Here is a 12,962-nt window from a genome sequence, read left to right on the forward strand (position 1 = left end):
CTATTCCTCTAAATTATTAACTATTTGCACAACGCTTTGAGAAGGCAGATCAACAATCTTGACTTGTGAACTCTCATCAGAAGAAGGTCTTACCTTCTCCTCAGCTTTATTTGTTAATTCTTCTCCCTTAGAGCAAGCTTCCAAAGCCTCTCTCAACAATGAATCAAAAGTTGCTCCAGGCAATCTATGTCGAGCAATTTCTAAAAAAGTTCTCGGCAAAGATTCACTAGCAGCATCTTTTAAAGCAGGATTGTTGCTTCTATGTTCCTGTTCATCTTCTATAGCCCTAATAAATCTCAGAGTTACTTCATGCTTTGTAGAAGCTTTAATCAAAGTGTCATTATCTTTAGATAGGTCATCTGTATCAGTTTCTAAATCATTAATACGTCTTTCCAAACTAGAAAGTACTTCCTCAGCTTCCTTAAAGATATGAGCCAATTGGCCATCAGAAAGATTAGGGAGATCTGCTACATAAACCTTCCCATGATCTCTCAAAGTTAAAAAAGTAGGTTTTGGTCCCTGTCGAGTATCGACATTTGCAAAATTAGGTAAAGGGCGTCTTGGAGGAACAGGTCCTGCTGAACTACGCCTACGCGTTGAACGCTGTTGATTTTCAAAGGGCATTGAACTAATTCAAGATCTAGCTACACAGCTTCCGAAAGAATATTCGGCTTGCATTAACTAAATATTAGTATCCATCATCATCAAATTAGGTGCAAAAGTCATTGTCTTTTAACTCCGATGCAAAATTAATGAAATAACGAAAGTTAATTTCCGAAAAAATCGATTTTTATAAGCCAAGCAATTTTGGCTTATCCGATAGTTCTGATTTTTGGACTTCACCAATTGGCCAAGCCTGATATCCATTTCCTATAGAAATTTCTATTACTGCTTGAACTTTCTCTATGGGAACAACTAAACAAAACCCTATTCCCATATTAAATGTATTCCATAAATCAGCCTCAGGAATTTGGCCTTCCTTTTTTAACCATTGAAAAATTTCAGGGACATCCCAACTATTTTTATCGATGCGAGCAACTAAGCCATTTGGTAAGCATCTCGGTAAATTTTCAGGCAATCCACCACCAGTTATATGGGCCATCCCTTTGAGAGGAATAGATTCAAGAAGAAGTTGTTGGACTAATTCAACATATAAAACAGTTGGTTTTAATAAAGTTTCAATCAAAGGAAGCCTGTTTGACCCAAAAACAGTTTTTTGATCTGCGTTGACCTTTGATAAAACTTTTCTAACAAGACTAAATCCATTACTATGCACTCCACTGCTTTGAACTCCAATAATCTGATCACCTGATTTAATTTCACTGCCATTAATAATTTTCTCTTCTTCAACTACTGCCAAACAAAATCCTGCAATGTCATAACGCTCATTTGAATAAAAACCTGGCATTTCAGCGGTCTCTCCACCTAACAAAACACACTTAGAAAATACGCAACCTTCTGCAATACCTTCGATGACTTCTGACAGGGCTTGAGGAGCTAGCTTTCCAGTAGCTATATAATCCAAAAAAAATAATGGTTCTGCACCGCTGGTAATAACATCATTAACACACATGGCAACTGCGTCGATGCCTACTCCTTTGTGAGAATGATGGTCCTGAGCCAATTCAAGTTTAGTCCCTACCCCATCTGCTCCAGCAACCAATACAGGCTTACTCAGCCCTTGAGGCAAACGCATTAACCCTCCAAACCCCCCAATACCCCCTATAACTTCTGGACGTGCAGTTTTTTGAACGCTTGATCTAATACGATCAACAAACGCCCTTCCTGCTTGCACATCTACACCAGCGGTTTTGTAATCCATAATTTGCCTTAATCATCCTTTACTCATCTTCTGATCTTCCTTTCTAGATGATTTTTAAGCCAGTATGTAATAAATAGTATTTAGCATTCAAAACAAAGCTTCTTTAAAACCTAACAAAGAATCGCTCCCAATACATCGTGAAAATCCCCATTCTACGCACAAATACTGATCTTCGATCTTGGCAAGCCAATCAAAACCAAGGAATTAATTTTGTTCCAACCATGGGGGCTTTACATGAAGGGCACAGCAAATTGATCAATGCAGCCAAAAAATTACCTTGCCTTGAAAACCATTCTGTCTTAGTCAGTATTTTTGTAAATCCTCTTCAATTTGGTCCCAACGAAGATTTCCTCAAATATCCACGAGATTGGGGAAATGATGCAATTATTGCTGAGGATGCAGGAGCAAGTGCTATCTGGATACCTGAATACGAAGACATATTCCCAGGAGGCACTAGTGCAAATTTTCAAATTAAGGTACCTGAAAAACTAATATCCAATCTTTGTGGAGCATCTAGAAAAGGGCATTTTGATGGAGTTGCCACAGTAATAGTAAGACTTTTGAACATAGCAAAACCCACTGAACTATTCCTTGGAGAAAAAGACTGGCAACAACTGGTGATCATTAAACAACTTATAAATGATTTAGGAATACCTGTAAAAGTTAGGGGTGTACCAACATTTAGAAATAGCCAAGATTTAGCCTACAGTTCAAGAAACACTTATTTAACAAGTCATGAGATGGTGAAAGCCCTTGCTTTACCTCATGAACTGAAAAAAGCTTCAATAATATTTCAAAAGAAAGAGCCATTAAATTTAAAAGAAATTGAAAATAATTTGAAAAAGAATGGATTAAGGATTGAATATATAGAAGCTGTAGATCCACAATTTTTAACTCCTGTTTCTTATGATCAAAACCTATGCTTACTTGCCGCAGCGGTGCGCTGTGGAGATACTCGATTAATAGATCACATATTTTTAATGGCACGTCATCCAATTGTGGCTATAGATGGACCCGCAGGAGCTGGTAAAAGCACAGTCACTCGTCAATTCGCCAAGCAACTGGGGTTGATATATCTTGATACAGGTGCAATGTATAGAGCCGTAACATGGTTTCTCGAAAAAAATAAAATAAAGTACCAAGATGATGCTCTGCTTAAAGATGCCTTAAAAGATTTGAATCTAGAGCTCAAAATTTCATCATCAGGAATGCAAGATGTGTTCCTAAATCAACAAAACATCACTAATGAGATTCGTGCTCCAAAGATTACAGAGAAAGTTCCATTAATAGCATCTAAAAATATAGTACGAAAAATGTTGACTGAGCAGCAGCAAAAATTAGGAAAAAATGGAGGTCTTGTAGCTGAAGGTAGAGATATAGGAAGTGCAGTATTCCCAGATGCAGAATTAAAAGTTTTTCTGACAGCAAGTCCAAAAGAGAGGGCTAAAAGAAGAGCTTTAGATTTACAGAAGCAAGGGTTTTCGTGTCCAAGTTTATTAGAATTGGAAGAGCAAATTCTGGAAAGGGATAGAATAGATAGTTCTCGCAAAATTGCACCTCTGATTAAGTCAGAAGATGCCAGGGAACTCATTACCGATGGAATGGATATTGATGAGGTAGTAAATGCATTAATTGATATGTTTCGCATGAAAGTAGCTGAAGAGGTTTGGCAAACCCCTATTGATTAACGCATATAAATAAACCGTTTACAGCATCATCTAAAAGATCTAATACATCATCAAATCCTTCATCGCCACCATAGTATGGATCTGGCACTTCCAAGAGATTTGTATTTTCTGCATAGCTGAGAAAAGGTCGAATTTCTACTTTAGAGGTTGGTTTTATTTCTTGATAAAGTGAATTTACATCTGCAAAATTTGAATTATCCATCGTAAGAACTAAATCAAATTCCTGAAAATCAGTAGCGCAAATCTGACGAGCACGACTTTCAATATTGATGCCTCTTTTTAAAGCAGCTTTGCGCATTCTAGAGTCAGCTAATCTTCCAACATGCCATCCTCCAGTACCAGCCGAATCAACTATGTATTGATCTTCAACGCCTTCACGCCTTAACTTGTTCAAAAAAACAGCTTCGGCTGCTGGAGAACGACAAATATTACCAAGACAAACAAATAAAATTTTTACGGGCATAGTAATAAAGTAAAAAAATTATGCTGCCAATCTACTCGTAAATAGAAAATATTTTATACTTTTATGTTGAGAATTATAGTAAGTTTACTCACGAAATTTCTATAAAGGGAACAAAGCAGTATTGATAAATGCTTCAGTCCACTCCTTACCATAAAATCTAGAAAGCATACCTCTAGCAGGGTCTTTTGCTCTTCTATAATTAACATATGCTTTTTGCCCAGATAAAAGTTTAGAAGAGCGCTCTGTAGAAACTGGGTGAGAATTCTTCAGCAAATCAATATAAAGTTCTAAATATTCATTAAATGCTTGTCTTAACTCATTCACGATAATCTTATCACTTTCAATACTTAAGGGTAATCTTGACCACAAAAAACCTTTAGAGAAAAAGGGCTTTGCTTCTTCGGGAATTGGACCTCCTGAAGGAAAAAATGATTTCCAACGTTGATAAATTGGTATTAATCTAGAAAATACATAATTATTATGTAAATCATCTTTATGTAATACAGGTTGTAAATCTAATGCCAGTAAATGTCCAGAGGGTAAAGTAACAAAATCTGCTCCAAAAAATGGCAATTCAAAATCATGCTGAGGATTAATGACAAGGTTTAACACAGAAGCTGCTTTACCTGCATCAATACATGCAGCTCTTGCTTGTCGAATCTTTTCTGTTTTACATGCCCAAAGCATTGCTTTCGCATTAATTCGAGTTTTTTTGTAGTCAATGCTATTTTCTTTATATAAAAATTCTGGAGAAATAGGGTAAGGTTGATGCTTAAAAGTTGATAGTGCATTGAGTGCATCATTTATAAAAATTGACCACCGCCAATTAGTCAGGGTTATAGGGTCATTGCTTTTATTTCGAGATTTCTTCATAAACTGAGAATATCAAATGTCTAACTGATCTTTCCCAATACTATTTGGGAAAAGGAACTCTTGTAAAAAGCGATCAGCCCATTCTTTACCAAAATAACTTCTAAATAAACCATGGGCAGGGTCTCTCTGAGCACTATATATATCGTAAGAAATATGCAATTCTTTAACCTTATTATATTTTATATAAGACTCTTCCAAATGAGAATTTTGAAAAAGTCTAAAATAAGACTGTAAAAAACTAGTAAAAACTATTGGGAGAGAAGAATATTTTTCTCCTTGAGTTCCTTTTAATAAAAGAACCCAAGGGGAAAAATATTGGTTTAAATCATAAGATCTGACGGTGTCTTGATTGGTGAATTCAGGGTATTTTTTTTTTAAAAGCTTAAGTTCATTATAATACCTGGCAAAATAAACTTTTTCTTGAACAAGAGGCTGAAAATCCATAACAGCAACTAATTTTTTACTTGTTTCAAACCAAAGAAGATCTATACCCATGATAGGTTGATCATTAGCGTAATCAGGATAGGCTACTGAATTAAGAACCTGTAGTTTTCCAGCAATATCCATTCTTGTAACACGCCACCTTCTGAATCCAGGTAGAGACCAAAGCCAACTTCTTATATAACCTTTTCCTTTAAGGGAATAACATTCAGCCAAGCCTTCTGAGAGTGGGATTAATTTACCATTTTTTAGTTTTAAATTAGAATTTAATTCTTCAAGGTAAGTATCGAACATTAAATTAAGTCAATCGATATTTTGCAAGATAATCAATCATATTAATAAATAATATATCTAATCAAGTACTTCCAGAACGTTTTGTCCTTGTTAAAAATCCAAACAAAACTTTCCCTATTGCAGCTATGAGATTACCCTCAAGTTCTTTAAACATATCCATATTGCATTTAAAAGCATAATTCGCCTCATCTATAATTAAATCAGCCTTTTCTTGATCGAGAGGTAATGCATTCAAGGTTTGACTATATTTGTTTTTAAATACCTTCTCATCAGGAATAGCGTCGAATTCGTAAAAGCTTAAACCATATCCATCAGAAAGATTCATTGCCTTTTGAGCAATTCTTTTTAAAATTTGACCGCCTGAAAGATCTCCAATATATCTTGTGTAATGGTGACCTATTAATAGCTCCGGAGAAGTCTTGGCAAGTTGTCTGATTCTCTGGGCATAAGCATTAGCAGAAGGAGAAGGCTTCACAAGTGATTGCCAATCTTCTCCACAAAAAAAAGCCAAGTCTTTTTCTAATGAATTTCGTCGATTTAGTTCATTAAAGCTTATAGGTGTGATGAGAGGATGTCGCTGGGCAGAGAGCTTATCAATTTCCTCCTCCATAGCTGAATAAACAATATGAAGGTCTACCAATAGATTCTTATAAGTCTCTTTATCAACAACACCTTTCAAAAAGCAACTTACAAAGCCTGTATTTTCAGCCATTGTATGAGACTTTCTTGTACCTTCTCTCAGTTGTTTAGCCAAATCTAGGGACATATCAGAAAGCTTTCAAAAGTAAGGGTGTCCCCACCATAATGTTTCTACTGTAATAAGCATTAGTAGAAAAAACTAAGAGAAGCAAATCCATCAAGAAAAGACTCTTAAGGGAACAAATCAAATAAATCTCTACAAATAGAATGCAATTGATCAATTTCTGAAGATTCTGGCAAATGAGAGCCTGTTGGTGTCCAATCACCAACAGTAGCAATTCGCCATCTTTCTCCATCAAAAGTCATCCCCCTAATCAAAACTCCAAGAAGCTGAGGCAATGGTTCATTTGCCTTGTTTGCAATATTTAACTGAATTAAAAAACTTCTGCACTCGAGTCGAGGACTCCAGCCTGGGAAATGAAAAGCCAAATCAAGACTTTCTTCTTCTTGCCAGAACCTTGTTTGAGGATCATCCCTCCAAGGGCTTAGGTTTAAAGATGCTGCGGGGAAATAATTACGCACAAGAGTGCCTATCGAAGCAATTACCTTCGCGCTAGGTATATTTTTTGCTTGCTCTAATGCATTCACTTTCTAAACTTTGCAAACCAAAGCTGCAGATTTGCTCTATTTCAGCAGCCTACATATTTATAACTCAGGTTTAAGGATCGGTTTGAAAATGCGAATTTGTTCAAACATTCACCAAAAAGACATATTCTCAAAAAATACTTTGACGAGACTAATTAAATCTTTATGACTGGATTTGACAAGCTGACTGCCCCTTCCAGAGGGTCAAAAATCATTTTCGACAAAGGAGTACCACAAGTACCTGAGAACCCAATTATTCCATTTATACGTGGAGATGGGACAGGGATTGACATTTGGCCTGCGACACAAAAAGTCATTGATATGGCAATAAATAAGGCTTATGGGAAAGATCGACTGATTGAGTGGTTTAAAATTTATGCAGGGGATGAAGCTTGTGATTTATATGGGACATACGAATATCTTCCTAATGACACCATTGAAGCCATTCGAACATATGGAATAGCAATAAAAGGGCCTTTGACGACACCTGTTGGAGGCGGCATAAGATCTTTAAATGTTGCCCTCAGGCAAATCTTTGATCTATATAGTTGCGTCAGACCATGTAAATACTACAAAGGCACTCCTAGCCCCCACAAACATCCTGAAGCCTTAGACGTCATTGTTTATAGAGAAAATACTGAAGATATTTATATGGGGGTGGAATGGGAAGAAGACGACCCTATTTGTCAAACTTTAATTGAGTATCTAAATCAAAAAGTCATACCCCAGAGCGTAAAAATAAAAAATAGAAAAATACCTGAGAATGCAGGGATAGGAATTAAACCTGTAAGCAAATTAGGAAGTCAAAGACACATTAGACGAGCAATACAACATGCTCTAAAACTAAATGGCAGTAAAAGGCACGTGACTTTGGTTCATAAAGGAAACATTATGAAGTTCACAGAAGGAGCCTTTCGAGATTGGGGCTATGAATTAGCAAAGAAAGAATTTCGAGAAGTCTGTATTACGGAAAGGGAAAGTTGGATTCTCGGGAATTTAGAAACACACAGCAACCTAGATATAGAAGAAAATGCAAAAATGATTGACCCAGGTTTCCAATCAATGACTACAGAAAAAAAGAAAGTTATTTGTGAGGAAGTTAAAAATGTAATCGCAGCAATAAATCCCACTCATGGACAAGGCAAATGGAGGAAAATGGTGATGGTCGACGATAGAATTGCAGATAGTATTTTTCAACAAATTCAAACACGTCCAGAAGAATATTCCATATTGGCAACTCTGAACCTTAATGGAGATTACATTTCAGATGCTGCTGCAGCTATTGTAGGTGGATTAGGTATGGCTCCTGGAGCAAATATTGGGGACAGCGCTGCAATATTTGAAGCAACTCATGGGACAGCTCCCAAGCATGCAGGCCTAGATCGTATTAATCCAGGTTCAGTAATACTTAGTGGCGTAATGATGCTCGAATTTCTTGGATGGCAACAAGCAGCAAATTTAATTACTAAAGGTTTAAGCCAAGCAATAGAAGATAAAAAAGTCACTTATGACCTGGCGCGTTTAATGGAACCAAAAGTAGAGCCTTTAAGTTGTAGTGGATTTGCAAATGCAATAATAGAAAGATTTTGAACCATAATCAATCAGCTTGACTCCATAATATTTTTTAAGTTTAAAAGTGTCTTTTTATCGCCCAAATTACCCGGCAATGTTAAAACTGGTAAAGCATCATTAGAATTCATCTTAGAAGACCTTACAACTGATACTCCAGGTATGATTTGCCCTAGCAAATGTAGAGATTCCAATTGCATACCAGTCAACATAATTGCATTTGTAGTGATACCACCTTTGCTAATTAAATAGCCTAACTCTTGGCTAATACCTGAAACTAATCGAGCAATAATTTCTGCTAATTTCAGACCAAAACTTAAACGTAAAGAAGACGACTGAAAATTTAACTCTTTCCTACTTGTATAAATTACAGGCGTTTTGTTTGTATCTATTATTTGATAAAGTTGGGAAAGCCAGTTCTTTTCAAGATCAGATATTAAATATTCCGCAAACGAGCCTTCCAAAGCTCTAGCAATCTTTGGGACCGAGATCTCAATACCTGAACAAGATTTATCCAAAAGTAAGTTTTGCAATTGATCATTAGCAAGCTGTACATGCGAACCAACCACAATTAAGCCAGGCTTATGGTAACCTTTATCATTCTTTAATCTGAAAGAAGAAAAGTCTTTAATAGGATTAGAAGAGGAGGTAACATTTGCCAAACCATTAATCAAACTTGCTGCAGATCTAAAAAGAAATCTTTTTCTATGTATTAAGCTTCTAACTGCATCACTAAAAATTTTAATATGAGCTGGAGTTTTAGCATCAACAACTGATTGTTGATTATAGTTAAAATTAGATAAGTAATTAATTAATTGATTCATTCCATCTTTGCTATTAATAGCTGATTCAAGTCTTTCAATTGATATTAATTCCACATTACTTTCTTTAATCTTGCCATTACTTTTAGCTTCAAGCCAAGCAGGTAGAAAACTTGTTTCATAGCCAAAAATTTTATCTTTAGCAAAGATAGTTTTATGTACTGGCAATCCATCTAAATAATGCATGCCATCAACCGTAGTCCTCCCTCCTTCTAGAAATGCTGGTACATGAAATGTTGCATCAAAAGGTCCTAATGCTTGGTTTAGGATGAATGGCTCTAGAACTCCATGGCCTCTAAGTGTGGAATCGCCACGACTAATAAATAAAATATCTTCGATGCTGATCTTTTCTTTGTTCAAGATATTTAATAATGATCTGCAAATTTTCTTTGTCCTTTTTTCCACTAAGCTGGGTGATAATGCACGAGTATTAACTAACAAAAAAAGCATTTTTGATGATTCTTTAAATGCCTTATATAATAAATCTTCATTCCATTTTAAAAGTAAAGTACAGTTAAAAACTGTTTGAGATCCTGTTGGATCATCATCGAATATAATGATTTTTTTAAAGCTTTTCTTAATCAAATTAATAAAGTCGAATAGTCAATTTTAATCCCAATGCTCAGGTACTTTGACAAAAGAGCGATCTAACTTTTGAACAGAATCACAACCCAATAATTTCATTGTGCGCAAGATATCAGTTTTCAAAATCTCAATTGCCCTTGCTACACCAGCTCCTCCAGCTGCTGCTAGTCCATAAGCATATGCCCTGCCAACTAGAACACCTTTAGCTCCTAAACACAAAGCTTTAACTATGTCACTACCTCTACGAATTCCGCCATCTAATAAAACATCTATTTCTCCATTCGATGCTTTAATGATTTCTGGAAGTGATCTAATAGTGGGGGCAACTCCATCTAATTGACGCGCTCCATGATTAGAAACAACAATCGCATCAACGCCTAAATCAATAGCTTTTCTCGCATCATCACCAATATGAACACCTTTAACAATTATTTTGCCGCCCCAGGCTTCTCTAATCCAACTCAAATCCTCCCAAGTTACAACTGATTCCTCTAAAGCAGGAGCTATTTCCGTATACCCCATAGGCCCACTCTCGAGTTCAACATTTGGGAAATTCATTAAACCACCATCACTGAACCATTGAGTTAGCCAGCATGGTTTAACTAGCATCTGAGAAATATGCGGAAGCATTTTTACAGGATTCATAGAAAGCAATTCTTTAGTTCCATTTCTAAGATCTCTTTCTCTTAAACCAGAAACTGGGGTATCAATGGTGACAATAATTGCTGAGAAGCCTGCATCTTTTGCTCTTTGAATAGTTTTTAGTGCGACATCTCTACCACCAAGTAAATAAAGCTGATACCAAGCTGGGAAATTTGTTGCTGCTTTAACTTCTTCCAACCTACAACCAGACAAAGTAGATAATGAATAACCTGTACCTGCAATCCCTGCTTCGCGAGCTGCTACCACTTCTCCTTTTGGGTAAAACATTCTGCTACTACCCACAGGAGCAAGAATGAAGGGGAGCTCAAAATTCTGGTTGAAAATTGAAATTGACAAGTCGCAAGATGGTATTGCAACAGCACACCTTGGACGGAACAAGATTTCCTTATATGCACTGCAATTCTGAGATAAAGTTTGCTCTCTATCGGCACCACTATCTATATAATCAAAAACCATTTGTGGCAAACGGTTTTTTGCTAATAGACGAAGATCACTGATATTTACAACCTTTGGCGATGAAACATTGGCTCCCATGATGGCAAGGAATTAATTGGATAAGAACCTACAACTCAGCTCTTTAGAAGCTCCGGGTTCTAGGAAAAGCATACGATCACCACTAGCCAAAGACTCTCTTGGGCTAGTCCAAGGCTCTAAACAAATCATTTGCCTTGGCGGATCAGTCCATATGACAGTTAAATTCATAGGACTTTGATGATGTAATTCAAGAGTGCTACCTTCCAAAGAGTCAATTAAAGTAATTGGTTCGTTAGAAATAGAAAGAAAGTCGACACCTTTAGACAATTTTTGTAATTGCGTCTTAGTTACCACCTCACTCTTATCAATATGATTGATACATTTCTGAGGCAAGCCATTAATCAAAACATGGTCTAAATCTTTGACTAAGAAATAAGGATGCAATCCAAAACTAAAAGGCATAGTTTCATTGCCACGATTTGTGATAGAAATTCTAATTTCTAATGAATTATCTATTAACAAGATCTTCATCTCGATCAAAAAAGAAAAAGGGAAGGATTCTTTTGATTTATCTGAGTCAGACAAGCATAGTAAAATGCCGTATTCATCCTCTAAAGACTTTATTTTCCATGGCATATCTCTAGCAAATCCATGTTGATTAATCTTGAATTGTCCTTGAGGTAAGCATAAATAATTCCCAGGTAAATCCCCACAAATTGGAAATAGTACAGGGATACCTCCTCTAACACTTGCAAGTTTATTTTGAAAACGTTCGGCATCAAAGTAAAGAACTTCCCTTCCATTACAATTCCAAGCTGTAATCAAACCTCCTCGCTCAGGTACTATCCGTAAATAATCTCCAGAATCAATATTTACAAACTGCCAATGAGGATATGGAGAATCTTTTCTAGTCAAACAATTTGTCATAAGTCAAGGTATCAAACAATTTAACTCTCGAGCCAATTAAGCATTTCTTGATTCACTAGCTCAGGCACTTCATCATGGGGACAGTGACCTGCTTGTAAAAGAACCTCTCTAACTTCTAAAGAAGCTTGCTTTGCAAAAAGCCTAAATTTTTCTTGTTTAGCCTTTGCATTTCTCAACCACGGATCACTTTCACCCCAAAGCAACAGCAAAGGAGCTTGCAAATCATTAAATAACTCGTCAATAGGTTTTCCTTTCAAGCCCCTAGCCTGGAAAACCTTTTGAAAAACCTTAAAAGCCCCAGGGTCTAAAGAAGGTCTTCTAATAGATTCAATTAGAGCATCATCTACATTTTTAGGATTAATGTAAACTTGCTGCAAAGTTTTTCTAATAACATTAGGTCTACGTAAATTTTCAAATATTAATCTTTGAATCAAAGGATAAACAAGCCATTTAATCAACAAATCTCTCGACAAACCCTTCCCAATAATCTGTCTCATCTTAGAAATCCCATCCTTCGGTTGATATGCAAATTTCTCATCACTGAAATAACCAGCAGCATTTAATAAAACTACTCCTGCTGATTGAGATTCCAATGCAGCTCCTGCTGCAAGAGCTGCATAACCCCCAAGAGAATTACCAACAATAACTGTCGGCTTACAAATTCTTTCCTTGACATATGCAACCACCTGTTCTTTCCAAAGCTCCCCGCCATAATCCAACTCAGAAGGCTTCGCACTTCTACCAAACCCCAATAAATCAATCGCATGAACCTCGTGAGACTTTGCTAAAGCAGGTATGTTGTGTCGCCAGTGATCTGTAGAGGCTCCAAAACCATGAACGAGCAATAAAACGGGTGCTTCTTTGAATTCTTTATTCGCTCCAAAATCTTTGGGACTACTACTCACAGAAAACACTTGATGACCTAAATAACTCCAAGGTTCATTTGGGTTTGCAACTAAAGGGTTCATTTGAAGAATTGTCTTTCCGACTAAGAAGTGAAATGTTAGCCACTAAAAAATAAGAATTTAATTTATTCTTTATCTTAGTTATGAGTCAAA

At 36.3% G+C, this 12,962-nt stretch carries 13 protein-coding genes; 2 read left to right on the forward strand and 11 right to left on the reverse strand.

Features of this window, described 5'->3' with window-relative positions; translation table 11 throughout:
• A complete protein-coding gene (locus tag O5635_RS05805) occupies positions 1-624 on the reverse strand; it encodes a hypothetical protein (RefSeq protein WP_036900720.1) in 624 nt (207 codons plus the stop codon).
• A 166-nt stretch (positions 625-790) separates the two neighbouring features.
• Positions 791-1,822 (reverse strand): phosphoribosylformylglycinamidine cyclo-ligase, encoded by a 1,032-nt coding sequence (gene purM / locus O5635_RS05810; RefSeq protein WP_036900723.1) that lies wholly within the window; start codon positions 1,820-1,822, stop codon positions 791-793.
• Between the two features lie 137 nt (positions 1,823-1,959).
• Between purM and O5635_RS05815 the strand changes: the two genes are divergently transcribed.
• Positions 1,960-3,510 carry a bifunctional pantoate--beta-alanine ligase/(d)CMP kinase gene (locus O5635_RS05815; RefSeq protein ID WP_036900726.1) on the forward strand — a complete coding sequence of 517 codons (1,551 nt, stop codon included), beginning with the start codon at positions 1,960-1,962 and terminating at the stop codon, positions 3,508-3,510.
• On the opposite strand, the gene O5635_RS05820 is transcribed toward O5635_RS05815, so the two are convergent.
• From O5635_RS05820 to O5635_RS05840, 5 genes are all read right to left on the reverse strand, one after another.
• Positions 3,500-3,973, reverse strand: a complete 474-nt coding sequence (locus O5635_RS05820) for a low molecular weight protein-tyrosine-phosphatase (protein ID WP_036900729.1) — start codon at positions 3,971-3,973, stop codon at positions 3,500-3,502. The genes O5635_RS05815 and O5635_RS05820 overlap by 11 nt on opposite strands.
• 99 nt (positions 3,974-4,072) lie before the next feature.
• Positions 4,073-4,846 carry a phycoerythrobilin:ferredoxin oxidoreductase gene (locus O5635_RS05825; RefSeq protein WP_036900732.1) on the reverse strand — a complete coding sequence of 258 codons (774 nt, stop codon included), beginning with the start codon at positions 4,844-4,846 and terminating at the stop codon, positions 4,073-4,075.
• 12 nt (positions 4,847-4,858) lie between these two features.
• Complete coding sequence (locus O5635_RS05830; RefSeq protein ID WP_036900734.1) at positions 4,859-5,581, reverse strand: 15,16-dihydrobiliverdin:ferredoxin oxidoreductase; 723 nt, start codon at positions 5,579-5,581, stop codon at positions 4,859-4,861.
• Between the two features lie 61 nt (positions 5,582-5,642).
• Positions 5,643-6,347, reverse strand: coding sequence for a heme oxygenase (biliverdin-producing) (locus O5635_RS05835; protein WP_269607208.1), 705 nt, complete (start codon positions 6,345-6,347; stop codon positions 5,643-5,645).
• A gap of 104 nt (positions 6,348-6,451) precedes the next feature.
• The gene (locus O5635_RS05840; protein ID WP_036900740.1) at positions 6,452-6,868 is read right to left on the reverse strand and encodes a hypothetical protein; all 417 of its coding nucleotides are present in this window, start codon (positions 6,866-6,868) and stop codon (positions 6,452-6,454) included.
• 162 nt (positions 6,869-7,030) lie between these two features.
• Here O5635_RS05840 and O5635_RS05845 point away from each other — a divergent pair, with 162 nt between their 5' ends.
• Positions 7,031-8,455 carry an NADP-dependent isocitrate dehydrogenase gene (locus O5635_RS05845; RefSeq protein WP_036900743.1) on the forward strand — a complete coding sequence of 475 codons (1,425 nt, stop codon included), beginning with the start codon at positions 7,031-7,033 and terminating at the stop codon, positions 8,453-8,455.
• 11 nt (positions 8,456-8,466) lie between these two features.
• Here the strand turns inward: O5635_RS05845 and O5635_RS05850 are convergent, their stop codons facing one another.
• The 4 genes from O5635_RS05850 to O5635_RS05865 are packed head-to-tail and all read right to left on the reverse strand — an operon-like array spanning position 8,467 to position 12,872.
• Positions 8,467-9,840 carry a four-carbon acid sugar kinase family protein gene (locus O5635_RS05850; RefSeq protein ID WP_036900745.1) on the reverse strand — a complete coding sequence of 458 codons (1,374 nt, stop codon included), beginning with the start codon at positions 9,838-9,840 and terminating at the stop codon, positions 8,467-8,469.
• A gap of 24 nt (positions 9,841-9,864) precedes the next feature.
• Complete coding sequence (locus tag O5635_RS05855; RefSeq protein ID WP_036900747.1) at positions 9,865-11,037, reverse strand: alpha-hydroxy acid oxidase; 1,173 nt, start codon at positions 11,035-11,037, stop codon at positions 9,865-9,867.
• A 12-nt stretch (positions 11,038-11,049) separates the two neighbouring features.
• A complete protein-coding gene (locus tag O5635_RS05860) occupies positions 11,050-11,892 on the reverse strand; it encodes a galactose mutarotase (RefSeq protein ID WP_332299660.1) in 843 nt (280 codons plus the stop codon).
• Between the two features lie 32 nt (positions 11,893-11,924).
• A complete protein-coding gene (locus O5635_RS05865) occupies positions 11,925-12,872 on the reverse strand; it encodes an alpha/beta fold hydrolase (RefSeq protein WP_036900753.1) in 948 nt (315 codons plus the stop codon).
• Positions 12,873-12,962 lie beyond the last annotated feature (90 nt).

Origin of the sequence: Prochlorococcus marinus str. MIT 0919 (assembly GCF_027359375.1) — a bacterium.
Lineage (GTDB): Bacteria > Cyanobacteriota > Cyanobacteriia > PCC-6307 > Cyanobiaceae > Prochlorococcus_D.